The organism is Micromonospora sp. URMC 106 (assembly GCF_051386395.1).
Lineage (GTDB): Bacteria > Actinomycetota > Actinomycetes > Mycobacteriales > Micromonosporaceae > Micromonospora.
Window position 1 is genome coordinate 18,517 of the sequence record NZ_JBPQTP010000043.1, and the last position, 17,444, is coordinate 35,960.

Below are 17,444 nucleotides of genomic sequence, written 5' to 3' on the forward strand. Positions count from 1 at the left end.
ACATGTCCGGGGACCAGCTGCTCACCACCGCCGAGGTGGCGCACCGCCTGCGCATCAAGCCGGAGACGATCTACGCGTACGTCAGCCGGGGGTTGCTTGCCCGGGTCAAGGTTCCCGGCGAGCGGATCAGCCGCTTCCGGCTGGCCGACGTCGAGCGGTTGGCGGCCCGCACGCAGGCGACCCGGCCGGAACGCGATGCCGCCCCGGCGATGCGGACCGCCACCACGTTGATCGCGTACGGGCGGCTGCACTACCGGGGCCTGGATGTCGCGAAGCTGGCGCCGGTGACGCCGTTCGAGGAGGTCGCGCACTGGCTGTGGACGGGACAGCGGCACCGGAAGGCGTTCACGGCGTCCGCGGAGACCGTCGAGACGGCGAGGCGGGCGAGCGGGCACCTGCCCGCCCAGGCCCGGCTCTTCGACCGGCTGCCGGTGGTCGTCGCCGTCGCGGCCGCGATGGACCCGCTGCGCTTCGACCTGGCGCCGGCCACCGTGACGGCGCTCGCGCCCGCGTTGCTCGCCACGATGGTCGACTCGCTGCCCCTCGCGGGCGAGGCACCCGCCGACGACGCCCTGGCGACCCGGCTGTGGTCCCGGTTGACGGGCCTGCCGGCCTCCGCGGCGGGTCTGCGGGCGCTCAACGCCGCACTCGTCCTCCTCGCCGACCACGACCTGGCCGCGTCGACCATCGCGGCGCGCGTGGCGGCGTCGACCCGGGCGAACCCGTACGCGGCGGTGCTGGCCGGCCTCGGCGCGCTGGACGGGCCGATGCACGGCGCGGTCGGCGGCAGTGTCCACCGGTTGATCGAGGCCGCGCGGCGCGACGGGGCGCCGGCCGCGATCGCCGAGTGGCTGCGGACCGGCGGGCTGCCCGGCTTCGGGCATTCGCTGTATCCCGAGGGCGACCCGCGCGGGGCGACCCTCCTCGGTCTCGTCGCGGAGTTGCCGGTCGGGGACGAGCTGCGGCGGACCGTCGACGACCTGCTCGCCACGGCGGCGCGGCGCGACGCCCTGCCCAATGTCGACTTCGCCCTCGCCGCGTTGGCGCACGCGACCGGCATGGGGCCGGGTGCCGCGGAGGTGATCTTCGCGGTCGCCCGCACGGCGGGCTGGATCGCGCACGTCGTCGAGGAGTACGCCCAGCCGAGCAACCGGTTCCGGTGGAGCAGCGGCTACACCGGGCCGGCTCCCGAGCCGGCGTGAACTCCGACGGGTGGGACGGGCACGCCCGCCCCACCCGCGTTCGGCGGACTACTTCCTGGGCAACGGGAAGCGGGCCAGGTCCGTGCCGTGCATGCCCCAGGTCGACCTGCCGTCCGGGGTGAAGTGGAACGACGGGTTGTTGTACCAGCCGCGCGGCACGTTGTCGTAGAGCGTCGTCACCGCGCCGCCCGGGACGGTCGGCAGCTCGCTGATGTCGTTCGTCCAGTGCACCCAGGAGAACACCCGGCCGTCGACCCCGTTGAACTGGCCGTACCCGCCGAGGTCGCCCGCCATCACGATGGCGCGGGTGTGCAGGTCGTAGGCGAACCAGGCCCCGCGCGGCCGCCGGCCCATGGCGTAGAGCAGGTTGCCCACCACGTGCAGGCTCTCGTACGACTGCCAGTCCGGCTTGATCTCCTCGCGCCACAGCAGCGTACGGGTGACGATGTCGACGGCCGCCACCTGCGCGACCTTGCGGATCGGGCCGGTGGTGCCCTCGCCGTAGGTGTCGCCGGCGATGTAGGCGGTGGTGCCCTGCACCACCACGTCCATGACGCTCTGCTCGGGCAGGAACTCGCGGTGCGAGTCGAAGGCGTTGGTGGCGAGGTCGACGAAGGTCAGCGCGCCGGTGTGCTTGGTGGTCTGCGGGCTGGACGCCACGATGAGCTGGTTGCGCGGCTGGTCCACGACGATCCGCTTGGTGCGCAGCTGCTCGTTGCCGAGCAGGCCCAGCACCCTGATCCCGTAGTCGTCCGGGTCGACCGCCACGATCTGCGTGCTCGGGTACAGGCCCGCGTAGACCACGCCGGCCTTGCCCTCGGCCATCGTCTTGACCTCGCCGTTGATGTCGAACCGGCCGCTGGTGCCGGCCTCGGTGCGGTGCACCGTCATCGCGTAGTGGCCGCCGACCCAGATCGTGCCCCGGGTGTGCCGCATCATCGACTGGATGGTCTCCGGGTAGCCGAAGCCCCGGGTGGCGGTCTGCCACACGCTGGCGGTGCCACCCGGCGTCGTCCTCCAGACGTGCCCCAGCCCGCTGACGCCGAGCAGCGCGCCGCCGGGCAGCGGGGCCAGAAGCATGTTCTCCACGTTGGCGAGGGGCTGACCGACCTTCACCAGGCCGTCGGCGGTGACCTCGTACAGGTTGGTGGTGAGCCGGGTCAGCGCGTACACCTTGCCGTCGCTGCCGACGGTGACCTGGTCGACGTAGCGGTCCTCGGCGGGGATGTCCCGGGAGACCCGGTGGGAGCCGTCGCGGTGGAAGGAGATCAGCTGCCGGCCGCTGGCGACGTAGACGACGCCGTCGGAGACCGTCATGTCGAGGATGCCGACCGGCGAGGAGCTCAGGTGCGGGGTCAGGTTGGTGGCGGCGCCGCCGGCCTTCGGCCAGGCCAGCAGCGTGCCGGGCGCGGCCGACCCACCGTAGACGTACTCGTCGTCGACCGCCACGGCCGCCGCGTACTGGGAGGTGGAGATGCGGCCGTACGTCTCGACGGTCGCGTCGGCCAGGCGGATCCGCTTGACGGTGCAGTCCGGGTACGTGCCGATGTAGAGGTGCTCGCCGTGCACGACCATGTCGTAGTACCAGGTGGTGCTGCCCCCGGCGCGGGCCCAGGCCACCAGCTCCCTGGTCTGCGGGTCGAACCGGTGGACGTACGCGCTGCCGGCGGGGCCGATGTAGACGTAGCGGCCGTCGGCGGCGAGCTTCTGCCCGCCGTTGCTGGCGATGGTGAGGTCGTCGATGCCGCGCATCTCGCCGGTGTTGACGTCGAACTCGCCCAGCCGCATCTTCCCCTCCGGGGTGTTGAAGCGGGAGGTGATGAAGACGCTGTCGCCGATGACGGCGGCACCGCGGACGGCGGCTGTCAAAGAGGCCGGACCGAAACTCGTCGGGGTTAGCTCATTGTCGTCCTGCGCGAGCGCCGGCGCGGCGACCGCCCCGTGGCCCACTGCCAGTGCGGCACCGGTGAGGCAACTGCTTGTCAGGAGTGAGCGACGGCTGATGGGCATGGCGGGCTCCGATCGTCGATGCCATTACGGCCCGGACCCTAATCATGCCGAGGTGGGGCGTCAAGGATCGGCCGGCGCGGTCGGACGCTCCGGCGGCAGCGGTCACCGAGGGCGCGGATCGCGTCCACGAGTTCCGGCGGACCGGTCACGGTGAAGTCGACGCCGACCGAGGTGACCATCCAGGCCAGGTCCGCCGCCGACTCGGCGCCCAGGTGCAGCAGACACGATCCATCGTCGACGGGCTCGACCGCGCCCATCCCCGGCCACACCAGGTCGGCCACGGCGGTCGCCGGCTGGTGCAGGGTGACGGTCGCCCGCACGGCCCACGGCCCGGTGGACAGTTGCCGCGACAGGTACGCGGTCACGTCGCCGTCGGGTGGATCCCTGGGGGTGAACCGGGGCCCCGTCGGGACGCGGGCGCGCAGCCGGTCCACGCGGAAGGTGCGCCAGTCCTCCCGATCGGTGTCCCAGGCGACGAGATACCAGTGCCGCCCCCAGTTGACCAGGGCGTGCGGCTCCACGTCACGTACCGTCTCCGCGCCCTGGTGGCTGGTGTAGTCGAACCGGAGGCGCTCGCGCCGACCCTTGGCCTCGGAGATCGTGAGCAGCACGTCCGGGTCGACCCGGGGGCCGCCCACGGGAGCCGCGACGGTCGCCTGTTGCAGCGTGGTGACCCGGTGCCGCAGCCGGGACGGCAGCACCTGCTCCAGCTTGCCCAGCGCGCGCAGCGAGGTCTCCTCGATGCCGGTCACCGAGCTGGCGGTGGCGGTACGCAGGCCGATGACGACCGCGACGGCTTCGTCGTCGTCGAGCAGCAGGGGCGGCATGGCCGCGCCGGCGCCCAGCCGGTAGCCGGCGCTGCCCCGGGTCGCGTGCACCGGGTAGCCCAACTCGCGCAGCCGCTCGACGTCCCGGCGCACGGTACGGGTCGTCACGCCGAGCCGGTCGGCGAGATCGGCACCGGGCCAGTGCCGGCGTGTCTGCAACAGAGACAGCAGTCTCAGCAGCCGGGCCGAGTTCGTCAGCATGGGCACAGGATGCCAGTCCGGTTAGGAACGGTCCTGACCTAACCGGCTCCTAGCGTGGGGGCCGTGACCGATTCCGAGATTCGCCCATTCCGCATCGACGTCCCGCAGGATCAGTGGGACGACCTGACCGTTCGGCTGGCCAACACCCGCTGGCCGGTCCTGCCCGACGTCGGCTGGACGCGCGGCGTGCCCGTCGCGTACCTGCGGAAGCTGGCCGAGCACTGGCGCACCGGCTACGACTGGCGGGCACACGAGGCGGAGCTGAACAAGATCCCGCAGTTCGTCACCGAGATCGACGGGCAGCTCATCCACTTCCTGCACGTACGCTCGCCCGAGCCGGACGCGACGCCGCTCATGCTCCTGCACGGGTGGCCGGGCTCGATCGTGGAGTTCCTCGACGTCATCGGCCCGCTGACCGACCCGCGTGGACACGGTGGCGACCCGGCCGACGCGTTCCACCTCGTCGTCCCGTCGCTGCCCGGGTTCGGGTTCTCCACGCCGCTGGCCGAGCCCGGCTGGGGCAGCGAGCGGATGGCCACCGCGATGGTGCTCCTCATGAGCCGGCTCGGCTACGAGCGGTACGGCGTGCAGGGCGGCGACACCGGCTCCTACGTCGCCCCCGCCATGGGCCGGCAGGCCCCGGACCGGGTACTCGGCGTCCACGTCAACGCCCTGGTCACCTACCCGATCGGCGTCGAGGGCGAGCAGGAAGGGCTCACCGACGCCGAGCGCCGACGCGTCGCGGCGATGGAGAGCTACAACGACGGCTACCTCCACATCCAGGCCAAGTCGCCGCACACGCTGGCGTACGGGCTGCAGGACTCACCAGTCGCGCAGCTCGCCTGGATCGTCGAGATGTTCCACCGGATGACCGACCGCCCCGCCGACGCGGCCCTGGAGGCCGTCGTCGACCGGGACCGGCTGCTGACCAACGTCAGCCTGTACTGGCTCACCGGCGCGGGAGGATCGTCCGCGCAGGTCTACTACGAGGACATCACCGCGAACGCGTGGACGGACGACGCGGGCCAGCGGGGCGACGCGGGACAGTGGGGGGACCCGGGCCCCGACGACGGGAGCGACGCCGCCGGCGACTGGGCGGCCGGTGCCCGCGGCACCGTGCCCACCGGCGTCCTGGTGTCGACCACGAAGGACATCACGGTCCGTCGGTTCGCCGAGCGCGAGCACAACGTGGTGCACTGGTCGGAGTACGACCGGGGCGGGCACTTCTTCGCCCTGGAACAGCCCCGGCTGTTCACCGCCGACGTGCGCGACTTCTTCCGCAAGGTCCGCTGAGGTGGGCGCCCGCCGGCCGGGTTCCCCGGCGTCGAGCGAGGTCCTCGGCCGGCGGGCCCTGAACCGGGCCACGCTGTGCCGGCAGTTGCTGCTGGGACGCGGCACGACCGGGGTGGTGGAGACGGTCGAGGCGATCGGCGGCCTCAACGCCCAGCACACCGGCGACCCGTACCTGGCCCTCCACTCGCGGATGGCTGGGTTCACGCTCGCCGACCTGACCGCGGCGGTCGAGGACGGTCGCCTGGTGCGCGCGTGCCTGCTGCGCGCCACCCAGCACCTGGTCAGCGCCCGCGACTTCCGATGGCTGCGCCCGATCCTGAGCCCGCTGCTGGCCCGGGTGCAGCGCAACGCGTTCGGCCGGCGTACGGCGGGCGTCGACCTGACCGAACTGGTCGCCGACGCCCGGGCGATCCTGGCCGGCCGTACGTTGAGCCGCCCGGAACTCGGACGGCGCCTCGCGCAGCGCCGACCGGGCGCCGACCCCACCGCACTCGCGTGGTCCGCGCAGTACCTGCTTCCACTGCTGCACCCCGCGCCCAGCGGCATCTGGGGCAATCGCGGCGCCACCCCGCTCGCCCTCGCCGAAGAGCGCCTCGGCGCGTTGGAGCCGCCCGACCCGAGGCGGCTGGTGTCGCGCTACCTGGCCGCGTTCGGGCCGGCCACGACGGCGGACCTGCGAGCCTGGTCTGGCGTCAGCGGGCTGCCGCAGGTCGTCGCCGACATGGCCGGCGAGCTGCGCGCCTTCCGCGACGAGTCGGGCCGCCAGGTGTACGACCTTCCCGACGCGCCCCGGCCCGACCCCGACACGCCGGCGCCCGTACGCCTGCTCGCCGGCTTCGACAACCTGCTGCTCGCCCACGCGGACCGCACCCGGATCATGACCGACGAGACCCGGCGCCGGGTGTGCGTGGGTGACCTGGTCCGACCCACCGTCCTGGTCGACGGGATCGTGTCCGGCACCTGGGAGCTGGACCGACGCGCCGGGCTCGTCACCGTCGCGCCGTTCACCCGGCTGAGTCCCGCCGACACCGACGCGGTCGTCGCCGAGGGCCACCGGATGCTCCGGCTCACCGCGCCTGACGCCGCGCCGCACGACGTGCGTGTCCGGCCGGCCTGACCTCGGGGATCGCGATCCTCGGTCGCGGGTGCGCGCGACGCCCCCATCGTCTGCCCGGCGCCGACGCGAAACGTGGGCGCCCGGCCGCCAAGCCGCCCCGACCACCCTGACGTATCGTTCGGCCCGACTGCCCCTGGAGCGGCTCTGGATCGTTTGTGTTGAACCGGCTTTGAGTCGAGGTTGACCAAGGGGGACACGGTGCGTGACCGAGGACACCGCCCAATCTGGCTGCTGGCAGGGCTGCTGCTCAGCCTCAGCCAGGTCGGCGGTGCCTGCACGCACCCTCCCCGCCCCGATTATCAAATCGGCTTGGTGCGGATTGGCGATCGGCTGGCCGTTTACGCTCCCATTTGTGCCGGCGACACGATCACCGCGGTGCAGGTGCACCAGATGCCCGATGTAGGCAAGAGCGGTGACGTGGTGCTGATCTGGGACGCCGAGGGCCCGATCGGAGCGGACGCCCGAGCGGGTCTCATCGTCCTCGGTGAGGGTTTCCGCACGGTTCGGCAGGCGCCACCGGCGCAGTTCGACCGTACGCTGTCGGTGGCGGTCGACACGGCCGCCGAGCGACGCTACTCCGCAGCCATGACCGTGCCGAAGGAGCCGGCGCAGTTTTCGGCCGGTACGCCCGTGACCGACATGTCGTTCGACACCGAAGACGGCCGCGTCAGCTACGACACGCTCCGAGCCCACTTCGAATCCGAGGTCACGAACTGCGGCTCACGGTCGCGGGCCAGCCGCCAGTGAGCTGACAGCCGGCGGCGACGGGCTGCGACCTCCCGTGGGTCACCCGCTCGGCGTCGTACCGGCACTTCGGCGCGGCGTGACCGGTGGCGGGTGCGTCGCGGCCTACAGGCGGTGCCGGACCCAGACGTTGGGCTCGACGTAGACGGCGTGGTCGTGCGTCACGTCGCAGTGCACGGGCACGAGGGCTCCCGGCACGTGGACCGGTCCGCTGGTGTCGAACGGCAGGCCCGTCCAGCGGCGCCAGTCGGCGAGCGTCCCCGTGATCGTCATCGAGCGGGGAGCCACGCGTTCGATGCGTCCGCCCGCGCGGACGTGCACCCGCAGCCACGGGTCGACCGGCAGGCCGTCCTCGCGCACCTGCGCCGCGTACTCGGTCATCGGCAGGTCGGGCTGGGTGTGCTTGCCGCTCGGGCGGACCGGCGCGACGAGCGTGTCGTAGCCCCGCTTCGCGACGGCCTCCCGCATGGCGGCGAGCATCAGGGCCGACAGGCCGCTGCCCCGCCGGTCCGGGCGGATGCAGATCTCCAACGCCGAGACGATGTTCGGGGTGGCGCCGGTGAGACGGTTGATGGTGGCCCGCTGGACCACCCGGTCCCAGCCGCCGTCGGGCAGCTCCGCCTCCGTCCAGCGCAGCGGCACGGCGTACGCCCGCGCGACGGCGCGTCCGGGCTCGGCGGAGTCGACGGCGGCGAACACGAACTCGGGATACAGGTCGTTGGCGACGTTGTAGTACACGCCGCCCATCGGATCCCAGAGCATGAACTGCGGCCATGCCCCGTCGAAGCCCTCGTCGAGCAGCGGTGCCAGGTCCGGGCGGTCCGCCAGGGTCACGATGTCCAAAGCCACGGCGGAACCGTAGACGCCCCGGCCGGGACGGCGCACGTCATATTCCGGGAGGACGGGCCGTCGGGTCGGTGCGGCAGCGACACCGTGCCGCGCCGGACGGCGTCAGCGGTCGCGGTAGAGCGCCTCGATGTCGGTAGCGTAGCGCTCCTGCACCACCGCCCGCCGCACCTTCAACGTGGGGGTGAGTTCGCCGTCGGCCTCGGTGAGGTCACGGGGCAGGATGCGGAACTTCTTGATCCCCTCGGCGTGGGACACCGAGCGGTTGGCCCGGTCGACGGCGTGCTGGACCGCCGCCCGCAGCTCGGGGGACTCCCGCAGGTCCGACACCGACGCCTCCGGGCGGCCGTGCGCGGCCCGCCAGCGGGGCCACGCCTGCGGGTCGATGGTGACCAGCGCGACGAGGTACGGCCGTTCGTCGCCGATCAGCACGCACTGGCTGACCAGCGGGTCCGCGCGTACCTGGTCCTCGATCGGGGCGGGGGCGATGTTCTTGCCGGCCGCCGTGACGATGATGTCCTTCTTGCGCCCGGTGACCCGCAGGTAGCCGTCGTCGTCGAGTTCGCCGAGGTCGCCGGTGCGCAACCAACCGTCGGTGAACGTCTCGCGGGTGGCCTCCGCGTTGTTCCAGTACCCGGGGAAGACCACCGGGCCCCGGGCCAGGATCTCCCCGTCCTCGGCGATCGCGATCTCGACTCCGGGCAGGGGACGGCCCACCGTGCCGATCCGCATGGCCGTCGGCGTGTTGGCCGTGAGGGCGGGCGAGGTCTCGGTCAGCCCGTATCCCTCGATCACGGTGAGGCCGGAGCCGCGGAAGAAGTGCGCGAGGCGTTGCCCCAGCGGTGCTCCGCCGACGATCGCCACCCGGCAGCGTCCACCCAGCGCCGCCCGCAGTTTGCGGTAGACCAGCAGGTCGAACACGAGACGCGCCAGCCGCAGCAGGGGCCGAGGTCCGCCGCGGGTGTCCAGCGCGCGGCTGTACCGCACCGCCACCCGGTCGGCGATCGTGAACAGCCAGCCCCGGTGCTCGTCGGCCGCCTTGCGTCTCGCCCGGTCGTAGATCTTCTCGAACACCCGCGGCACGGCCAGGACGAACGTGGGACGGTACCGGCGCAGCTGGTCCAGCACGCCGCCGATGTCGGCGCTGTGCACCATGGTGGCGCGGGTCTGCACCATGCCGACCTGGATCATCCGGGCGAAGGCGTGGGCCAGCGGCAGGAACAGCACCGTCGACGCCGCCGGATGGAACAACTGCGACAGGACGGCGGTCGCGTTGCCGACGTCCAGGGCGATGTTGGCGTGCGTCAGGACGCAACCCTTCGGCCGTCCGGTCGTGCCGCTGGTGTACACGATCGTGGCGATGTCCCCGGCCGACACCCGCCTGCGCCGGGCCTCCACCTGTCCGACGTCGACGGCGCGGCCGGTGCCGGCCAGTCTGATCAGGTCTCCGGCGTCGATCTGCCACGCGTGCGCCAACGCCGGCAGGGAGTCGCGCAGGCCGTCCAGCACCGCGGCGTGCTCGGCCGTCTCCACCACGCACGCGACCGCCCCCGAGTCGGAGAGGATCCAGGCCAACTGGTCCGCGCTCGACGTGTCGTACACGGGAACCGTCACCGCGCCGACGGACCACAGCGCGTAGTCCACCAGGGTCCACTCGTATCGGGTGCGGCTCATCAATCCGACCCGGTCGCCCGGCTGGACACCGGCCGCCACCAGACCGCGGGCCACCGCCTGCACGTCGTCGCGGAACTGTCGGCAGGTCACCGTGCTCGGGCCACGCCCGGACCGGCGGGTCGGCCAGGACCGGGGATCGGGGTCCGACCGGACGAACTGCGCCTGGTCCGGGTCACGTTCGGCGTTCTGCCACACCACCTCGGCCAAGCCGACCTCGACGTCGGTGACGACCGGCGCAACCGCCATCTCCCGCACGTTCGTCCCACCTACCGTCGGTCACGTCGCTGAGAGTTCGATGATGAGACGTCCACCGGCGTCGGGTCGCGCGAACGGCGAAACCCGGCCGCCCGGCCCCGTGGCGTGATAGCCGAGGGCGCGGCGGCGCAGGGCGGCCGACCACTGCGCCCGGTCGTAGGTCAACCCCTTCCGGGCCGGCGACTGCGCGCCCGGCCTGGTGGCCGCCCTGTGGCCGCTGCCGCAGGTGGTGGCCGTTCCCCGGGCGGTCGGTCTATGGTGGCGCCGTGATCATCTGCGGCCCGTCCCGGCAGCACCGCTCCGCGGTGCTGCGCGACGCTGCCGCAGGCCCGCGTCCGGTCCACGCCACGGCGGCGTCGATGGACGCGCGGACTCACCTCGTCGCGGGCACGATCCTGCGTCACCTCGTCGTGCCGGCGGTCGCCCGCGCCCGTCGGGGCGCCGTCGCGCCGATCGTCGCGCCGCCGACCCGGCGGGCGCCCGGTCAGCGCCGCCCGCCGCCACCCGGCCGACACTGACATGTCCGGCACCGGCGGGCGGAGCGCATCAGCGCTCCGCCCCTTCTTTTCACCCGAGCAGGAAGGAACCCCGATCGTGTACGTCGCGAGCAGGCAGGACGAGTTGGGCGTGCTGCGGATCGTCCTGGAGGAGCAGTACGAGCGGCACAGCACGCAGTTGGCGCTGCTGGACCGGCAGGCCCGCCGGGCGCGCGCCGACGTGGCGGCCGCCTCCGCGTTGACCGCCGCCACGCGGCGGGCCCTGGGCGACATCGCCCGGGCACTGCACTACCTGGAACAGGGCCACTACGGCACCTGCGAGGCGTGCACGCGCGACATCCCCATCGAGGAACTCGCGCACCGGCCGTCCGCGCGGTTCTGCGCCGCCTGCCAGCCGGAACCGCGCCAGCAGGCCGCCCACGGCACGCGCACCGCGCCCGCCGCCCGCGTACCGCTCGAAGACAAGTGGCCGAAGGCCGGAGCGCCCTCCTGGCGGCGGGTCAACGGCCGGTAGAGCACGCAACCGCACGGCGCGGTACCTAGCCGGCCTCCGCCGCGACCTCCACGAACCGGGCGACCCGCAGCAGGTCCCGCGCGCGGTCGTAGCCCGCCGGGTCGTCGCGCCACACCTCGGGGCGGATGCGCTCGTCGAGCGCGTCGACGGCGGCGGCCAGGAGCTGCCGCTGGGCCGGTGTCAACGGTCCTCCCGCCGCCACGCAGGCGCGGACGCAGAAGTCCACCCACGTCCCGACCTGGTCGAGTGACGGCCGCAGGGCCGGCCGGCGCTCGCGCTGCCAGACCGTCAGCGCGTGGAGCGCGGCCTGCCGGGGCGCGCCGTACCAGTAACCACACACGTGGTGCGGATTCGGATCCTCCGGGCGCGGGCTGCGCTGCCCACGGCGCTTGGCCGCGCCACGGGCGGCGGCATAGCGACGGAACTCGGCCCGCCTGGCGAGTCGGCTCGCGGCGAGGACGTCGAGCGCGCGGAGCAGGGCCGCCTCGTCCCGCTGGAACGGCCCGGCCTGCTCCTCCAGGAAGCTCAGCGTGGCGTAAAAGCCGATGGGCCGGTACAGCTGCACGCAGGAGCGCAGCGCCGACACCCGATGCCGGTGGGGCAGGGCCGGATCGCGCACCTGGCGGGCGTAGGCGCTGAAACTCACCCCGGCGAGGCTATCGACAAAGGTGCCGGCCCGCCGACCGTGGATCCTGGTCGGGGGGCCGGCGTCGTCCTGATGGCGGAGGTCACGGCCCGGTGGGCCGCTCGTGAGGCTTGGGCGGCGCCCGTCAGCGCAGCGGGTCGAAGGGAAGCAGCTCCACGGGCTGCCCGCCGCCGGTGATCTGCTCGGCGAGCAGCTCGCCGGTGAGCGGGCCGAGGGTGATGCCCCACATGCCGTGCCCGCCGGCGGCGAAGACACGCGGCGACCTGGTCCGCCCGATCAGGGGCAGCCCGTCGGGGGTGCAGGGCCGCGCGCCCACCCACTCGTCGGCGCGGGCGTCCAGGTCGGCGCCCCGCAGCAGGGGTCGCGCGGCCTCGGCGATGGCCGAGATGCGGCGGCGGTCCAGCGGCGCCTCGGCGCTGCGGAACTCCATCATCCCGGCGACGCGCAGCCGGTCGCCCAGCGGCGTGCAGGCGACGCGCTGCGCGGGGAAGTAGACCGGGCCGGACGGCATGTGCTCGATGGCCACGCTGAAGCTGTACCCGCGGCCGGCCTGCACGACGGTCCGGACGCCGAAGCGCCGCCCCAGCTCCCCGAGCCAGGTGCCGGTCGCGAGCACCACCGCGTCGTAGCGCTCGTCCGTGCCGGCGGAGGTCACCACCCGGACCCCGCCGGCCTCGTCGCGGACGTCGACGACGTCGGCGCCGGCGACGATCGACGCGCCGCGGGCGCGGACGGAATCGGCGAGCGCGTGCACGTACTGCCCGGGGTTGATGTACCGCTGGTCGTGCAGGCGGATGGCGGCGCCGACGTTGTCCGACAGCGAGGGCTCCACCTCGCGCGCCTCGGCCCCCGTCAGGACGTCGAACTCGATCTCCTGGCCCGCGGAGTGGATGTGCGCCAGCTCGTCCAGCAGCACCGACCGTTCGGCCTCCGTCCGGTACGCCGCGATGAACGACTTCGCCTCGTGCGTCATCGCCCCGACCCCGCCGGCGGCCAGCGCGTCGAACGACGCCAACGCGCGCCGGTTCATCGGGATGAACGCCCGCATCGCGGTGCGCCACTTCGACGGGGTGCTGTGCCGGGCGAAGCCGGTCAGGAACCGCAGCAGCCGGGCGTCGGCGCGCGGCGGCACGTAGACCGGCGACGACGGGCTCAGCACGGCGCGCAGCCCGTAGCGCAGCACCGCCGGCTCGGGCAGGGGAGTGGTGATGCCCGGGGTGAGCCAGCCGGCGTTGCCCCACGACGCGCCCGCCGCCACGCCCGTACGGTCGAGCACGGTGACCTGGACGCCCCGCTCCTGCAGGAACCAGGCGGTGGCCAGCCCGACCATCCCCGCGCCGATGACGGCGACGTGTCGGGGGGCGGGCACGGACTCGATGGGGGGCATGGTCGTTTTCTCCTTCAGGGCAACCGGGATCGCGCCAATCCTGGCCCCGCCGGCGCCGGTACGTCATTGTTTTGCCAGGCCAAGGCTTGTCTCGTCGATTGGTCGAAGCGAACAAGGGCAGGGCACAATCTGGTCGTGATCACCGTGGCTGGCGTGGTGGACGCGGTCGGCGCCGCGTTGCTCAAGGTCGTCGTCGCCGCCGGTGAGGCGGAGGTCCGCGACGTGACCCTCGCCGAGGTCGACGACGCCACGAGCGGCCAGAGCGGCGACCTCGTCCTCGGCGCGGGCATCGGCACACCGGAGCAGGCGCTCGCCGTCGTCGCGCGCTACGCGCAGGCCGGGGCCGCCGGCCTCGTCCTCAAGCCTCCGCTGGCCGCGCATCCCGCCGTGCGGGCGGCGGCCGCCGAGCGCCACCTGACCCTGGTCGAGCTGCAGAGCCACGGTTCGTGGGCCCAGCTCGTCTGGCTGCTGCGCGGGGTGATCGACCGGGCCGTCGCGCCCGGCCCGGCCGACACCGGCGAGTCCGGGGTGTACGACGAGCTGTTCGCCCTCGCCGACGCGACCGCCGCCGTCGTCGACGCGCCGGTGACGATCGAGGACGCCCAGTCCCGGGTGCTCGCGTACTCGTCACGTCAGGACCGCGCCGACCCGGCGCGCGTCTCGACGATCGTCGGGCGCCGCGCCCCCGGCAACGTGATCGCCCACTTCCGGTCGCGGGGCGTCTTCCGCAAGCTCGCGACGGGCAGCGAACTGATCTTCGTGCCGCAGGGGCCGGACGGCACGCTGCCCCGGCTCATCATCCCGATCCGGGCCGGCGGTGAGCTGCTCGGCTCGATCTGGGCAGTCGTCGACGGCCCGGTGCCCGACGAGCGCCTGCGTGACCTTCAGGGCACGGCGTCCGTGCTGGCGTTGCACCTGCTCCGCCTACGGGTGCAGGCCGACGTCACGCGCCGGGTGTCGGCCGAGCGTCTGCGCGCCGCCCTGCGCGCCCCCGGCCGGATGGGCCAGGAGGAACTGGCCCTGCCCCGGGGGCCGTGGCGGGTCGTCGCGCTCGGCGCGCACGGCGGGACGGGCGAGCTGGTGGACAACCTGGCCCTGTGGGAGTCGATCACCCGCCGGCACGGCTGGCGCCAGCCACTGATCGCGGACGTCGGGGACGTCCTGTTCGCGGTCCTGGTGGAGGAGGGGGACTCGCCCGGATCCCGGCGGTGGATGGAGCGGCTGATTCGCGACATCGCCGTGCACGACCCGGGGCTGTGCGCGGCGTCCGGCGGTGTCGCCCGGAGCCTGACGGACCTGCCCCGGTCGCGGGGCGAGGCGGCGGAACTGCTCGCGCTGCCCGGCTCGACCCGGCAGCGGGGCCCGGTGCTGCGCTTCGAGGACCAGTGGGCGGAGGTGGTCGTGCACCGCGTGGTCAGCGCGGTGCCGAGCGCGGACCTGATGGTCGGCGGGCCGCTGCCCGACCTTGTCGCCCACGACCGCCGGCACGGCACCGACTACGTCGCCACGGTCGCGGCCTGGCTGGAGCAGCAGGGCGACCCCAAGAAGGCCGCCCGGCAGCTGCACGTGCATCCCAACACGCTGCGGTACCGCATGCGCCGGCTCGCCGAGGTCGTCGCCGTCGACCTCGAGTCGCCGCGCGCGCGGCTGGCGTTGCAGCTTCAGCTCGCGGCGCTGGGGCCCGCGCCGGCCGCGCCCCGCCCGCCGGCGTAGCGGTAGGCCGGCGCGTACCGTCGGTAACCGCGCCGAAGGGCTCTGCGGAGCGCCTTCAATCGCCGGAAGTGGGCCTTTCGGCGGAACTTGTGGGGAGTGACGTCGGCCTCTACCGCCGGAAATCCGGAAGCCGAATGTCACTGCGGGTCGTTAGTCTGCGCGCGGACATCGCTGCGCTCGTGACAGCGCGCGCCGGGTTCACCGGACCGGCGACCGGCCAGCTCCCGCTGGCCCCAACGGGGATTCAGGAGATTTAGTGACACAGAAAACCATCGCGACCTCAGACAAGCTCGACGGCGCGGTACTGAAGGTGGCAGGGGTCGTCGTCCTCGGCGCGATCATGTCGATCCTGGACGTGACGGTCGTCAGCGTCGCCCTGCCGACCTTCCAGCGCGAATTCGACGCGACCTACGCCCAGGTCGCCTGGACGATGACCGCCTACACGCTCGCGCTGGCCACGGTGATCCCGCTCAGCGGCTGGGCCGCCGACCGGTTCGGCACCAAACGCCTCTACATGGTCGCGCTGGCCCTGTTCACGATCGGGTCGGTGCTGTGTGCCACAGCCGACACGATCGGGCAGCTGATCGCCTACCGCGTGCTGCAGGGCCTCGGCGGCGGCATGCTCATGCCGATCGGCATGACGATCATGACCCGGGCCGCCGGACCCCACCGGATCGGCCGGTTGATGGCCGTCCTCGGCATCCCGATGCTGCTGGGGCCCATCGGAGGCCCGATCCTCGGCGGCTGGTTGATCGACACGGCGAGCTGGCACTGGATCTTCCTGATCAACCTGCCGATCGGCGCCATCGCGCTCGTCTACGCCGCGCTGGCCCTGCCGAAGGACGCCCCCGAGCCGTCCGAGTCGTTCGACTTCGTCGGCATGCTGATGCTCTCGCCGGGCCTGGCCCTGTTCCTCTACGGCGTCTCCACGCTGCCCGAGGCCGGCACCTTCGCCGACCCCGAGGTGTGGGCGCCCATGCTGGTCGGCGGAGCGCTCGTCATCGCGTTCGTCCTCTACTCGTTCAAGCCCCGGCACCCCCTGCTCGACCTGCGGCTGTTCGCCAATCGCAACCTGACCATCGCGTCGGTGACCATGTTCGTGTTCATCATCGCGTTCATGGGCGCCGGCATTCTGTTCCCGAGCTATTTCCTGCTGGTCCGCGGTGAGTCGACGCTGGCCGCCGGCTTGCTCATCGCGCCGCAGGGCATCGGCGCGATGATGACGATGCCGGTGGCCGGGATGCTCGCCGACAAGGTGCCCGTCGGTCGCACCGTGCCGTTCGCGCTGGTGCTCATCGCCGCCGGGTTCTTCACCTTCACCCAGCTCGACGCGGACACGTCGTACTGGCTGCTCTGCGGGTCGCTGTTCGTCATGGGCCTCGGCATGGGCGGCACCATGATGCCGATCATGACCTCGGCGCTGAAGACCCTGAACGCCCAGGAGGTCGCCCGCGGCTCCACGCTGGTCAACATCCTCCAGCAGATCGGCGGATCCGTCGGCGCCGCGGTGATGTCGGTGATCCTCACCAACGAGATGAACAACTCGCGACCGATCCCTGGTGTGACCGACCCGAACGGCGAGCCGGTCACCGAGGCCGGCCTCGCCACCGCCATCCAGCAGCAGCCGGAACTGGCCCAGCAGTTCCCCGTCGAGCCGTCGCTCATCGACCGGGGCCTCGACTTCGCCGCCGGTGCGTTCTCGAACACGTTCTGGATCGCGTTCGCGCTGGTGGTGGCCACGTTCATTCCGGCCGCGTTCCTGCCCCGTCGGCGCGAGCCGTCGCACCTGCTCGACGACCAGCAGGGGGAGCAGGAGAAGGTGCCCGTCCTGCTCCACTGACGCGAAGGTCGGGGCCGCCGGGGGACAGCCCCCGGCGGCCCCGACCGGCCAGCGCGGTGGCCCGTGGTTGGATGGCCTAGTGCAGTTCACCGTGACAGACGCGCCGGAGCGGGAGCGTTTCGAGGCGCGGGACGAGACCGGAGCGCTCGCCGGCATCGTCACCTACCAACTGACCGGCAACATCGTCGCCTACACCCACACCGAGGTCCTGGCGGAGTTCGAGGGCCAGGGAGTGGGGTCGACCCTGGCCCGCGCGGTGATGGACGATGCCCGCGCCAGAGGCCGGACGGTGGTGCCGATCTGCCCGTTCCTCAGCGGATGGCTGGGCAAGCACCCCGAGTACGACGCCATCGTGGCCCGCTCGACGCGCAAGGTGAAATAGCGGCTCCCGGACCGGCGGCCAGCCGGGTGCCGGCGCGAGCTGCGTAACGCAGTCGGCGAATTGCGCACGGCCGGCATGATGCTCTGGCTTCCGGCGCAGACCCGTCCTGGCTGCCTGCCATAGCGGCAATGGTTTCGCGGCGGTGCGGCGGCTGACCGCAGCCGGACAGTGGCAGCCGGCTGACCGATACGTCTGGATCGTGGCGGACGCCGGCTGCGAATAGCCCCCGGGCTGGACGCAACTGCTGACCGGTCTGCCGGCGCTGGGCCTGGTCCGGCTGCGCACGAGTCTCTTTT

15 protein-coding genes are annotated in these 17,444 nt (G+C 72.9%); 9 read left to right on the forward strand and 6 right to left on the reverse strand.

Annotation, left to right across the window (positions count from 1 at the left end; all coding sequences use genetic code 11):
• The first annotated feature begins 2 nt into the window (after window positions 1–2).
• A complete protein-coding gene (locus tag ACSNOB_RS15720; RefSeq protein ID WP_436687299.1) occupies window positions 3–1,202 on the forward strand; it encodes a citrate/2-methylcitrate synthase in 1,200 nt (399 codons plus the stop codon).
• A 48-nt stretch (window positions 1,203–1,250) separates the two neighbouring features.
• Here the strand turns inward: ACSNOB_RS15720 and ACSNOB_RS15725 are convergent, their stop codons facing one another.
• Complete coding sequence (locus tag ACSNOB_RS15725; RefSeq protein WP_436687300.1) at window positions 1,251–3,071, reverse strand: YncE family protein; 1,821 nt, start codon at window positions 3,069–3,071, stop codon at window positions 1,251–1,253.
• Window positions 3,072–3,250: 179 nt separating this feature from the next.
• Window positions 3,251–4,240, reverse strand: a complete 990-nt coding sequence (locus tag ACSNOB_RS15730) for a helix-turn-helix transcriptional regulator (RefSeq protein WP_436687301.1) — start codon at window positions 4,238–4,240, stop codon at window positions 3,251–3,253.
• Window positions 4,241–4,318: 78 nt separating this feature from the next.
• On the opposite strand from ACSNOB_RS15730, the gene ACSNOB_RS15735 reads away from it, so the two are divergent.
• The 3 genes from ACSNOB_RS15735 (at window position 4,319) to ACSNOB_RS15745 (ending at window position 7,397) form a co-directional block, all read left to right on the forward strand.
• Window positions 4,319–5,533, forward strand: a complete 1,215-nt coding sequence (locus tag ACSNOB_RS15735) for an epoxide hydrolase family protein (RefSeq protein WP_436687322.1) — start codon at window positions 4,319–4,321, stop codon at window positions 5,531–5,533.
• Window position 5,534: 1 nt separating this feature from the next.
• Window positions 5,535–6,650, forward strand: a complete 1,116-nt coding sequence (locus ACSNOB_RS15740) for a winged helix DNA-binding domain-containing protein (protein ID WP_436687302.1) — start codon at window positions 5,535–5,537, stop codon at window positions 6,648–6,650.
• Window positions 6,651–6,830: 180 nt separating this feature from the next.
• Entirely contained in the window at window positions 6,831–7,397 is a 567-nt protein-coding gene (locus ACSNOB_RS15745; protein WP_436687303.1) for a hypothetical protein, read from the forward strand.
• A gap of 102 nt (window positions 7,398–7,499) precedes the next feature.
• Here ACSNOB_RS15745 and ACSNOB_RS15750 read toward each other — a convergent pair whose 3' ends face one another.
• Window positions 7,500–8,243 (reverse strand): N-acetyltransferase, encoded by a 744-nt coding sequence (locus tag ACSNOB_RS15750; RefSeq protein WP_436687304.1) that lies wholly within the window; start codon window positions 8,241–8,243, stop codon window positions 7,500–7,502.
• A 102-nt stretch (window positions 8,244–8,345) separates the two neighbouring features.
• The gene (locus ACSNOB_RS15755) at window positions 8,346–10,169 is read right to left on the reverse strand and encodes an AMP-dependent synthetase/ligase (RefSeq protein ID WP_436687305.1); all 1,824 of its coding nucleotides are present in this window, start codon (window positions 10,167–10,169) and stop codon (window positions 8,346–8,348) included.
• Between the two features lie 266 nt (window positions 10,170–10,435).
• On the opposite strand from ACSNOB_RS15755, the gene ACSNOB_RS15760 reads away from it, so the two are divergent.
• Window positions 10,436–10,687, forward strand: a complete 252-nt coding sequence (locus ACSNOB_RS15760; RefSeq protein WP_436687306.1) for a hypothetical protein — start codon at window positions 10,436–10,438, stop codon at window positions 10,685–10,687.
• Between the two features lie 76 nt (window positions 10,688–10,763).
• Window positions 10,764–11,180 carry a TraR/DksA family transcriptional regulator gene (locus ACSNOB_RS15765; RefSeq protein ID WP_436687307.1) on the forward strand — a complete coding sequence of 139 codons (417 nt, stop codon included), beginning with the start codon at window positions 10,764–10,766 and terminating at the stop codon, window positions 11,178–11,180.
• A gap of 25 nt (window positions 11,181–11,205) precedes the next feature.
• Here ACSNOB_RS15765 and ACSNOB_RS15770 read toward each other — a convergent pair whose 3' ends face one another.
• A complete protein-coding gene (locus ACSNOB_RS15770; RefSeq protein WP_436687308.1) occupies window positions 11,206–11,826 on the reverse strand; it encodes a hypothetical protein in 621 nt (206 codons plus the stop codon).
• Between the two features lie 124 nt (window positions 11,827–11,950).
• Window positions 11,951–13,213 carry an NAD(P)/FAD-dependent oxidoreductase gene (locus ACSNOB_RS15775; protein ID WP_436687309.1) on the reverse strand — a complete coding sequence of 421 codons (1,263 nt, stop codon included), beginning with the start codon at window positions 13,211–13,213 and terminating at the stop codon, window positions 11,951–11,953.
• A gap of 135 nt (window positions 13,214–13,348) precedes the next feature.
• Between ACSNOB_RS15775 and ACSNOB_RS15780 the strand changes: the two genes are divergently transcribed.
• The 3 genes from ACSNOB_RS15780 to ACSNOB_RS15790 all read left to right on the forward strand — a co-directional run bounded on the left by ACSNOB_RS15780 (window position 13,349) and on the right by ACSNOB_RS15790 (window position 17,148).
• The gene (locus ACSNOB_RS15780; protein WP_436687310.1) at window positions 13,349–14,926 is read left to right on the forward strand and encodes a helix-turn-helix domain-containing protein; all 1,578 of its coding nucleotides are present in this window, start codon (window positions 13,349–13,351) and stop codon (window positions 14,924–14,926) included.
• Window positions 14,927–15,182: 256 nt separating this feature from the next.
• Window positions 15,183–16,766, forward strand: coding sequence for a DHA2 family efflux MFS transporter permease subunit (locus tag ACSNOB_RS15785; protein ID WP_436687311.1), 1,584 nt, complete (start codon window positions 15,183–15,185; stop codon window positions 16,764–16,766).
• A gap of 79 nt (window positions 16,767–16,845) precedes the next feature.
• Complete coding sequence (locus tag ACSNOB_RS15790) at window positions 16,846–17,148, forward strand: GNAT family N-acetyltransferase (RefSeq protein ID WP_436687312.1); 303 nt, start codon at window positions 16,846–16,848, stop codon at window positions 17,146–17,148.
• Window positions 17,149–17,444: the final 296 nt, after the last annotated feature.

What these genes read in the sequence shown, in the direction of transcription:
- ACSNOB_RS15720 (WP_436687299.1), top strand. Translation starts at nt 3, where the DNA reads ATGTCCGGGGACCAGCTGCTCACCACCGCCGAGGTGGCGCACCGCCTG.
- ACSNOB_RS15775 (WP_436687309.1), bottom strand. Translation starts at nt 13,213, where the DNA reads ATGCCCCCCATCGAGTCCGTGCCCGCCCCCCGACACGTCGCCGTCATC.
- ACSNOB_RS15730 (WP_436687301.1), bottom strand. Translation starts at nt 4,240, where the DNA reads ATGCTGACGAACTCGGCCCGGCTGCTGAGACTGCTGTCTCTGTTGCAG.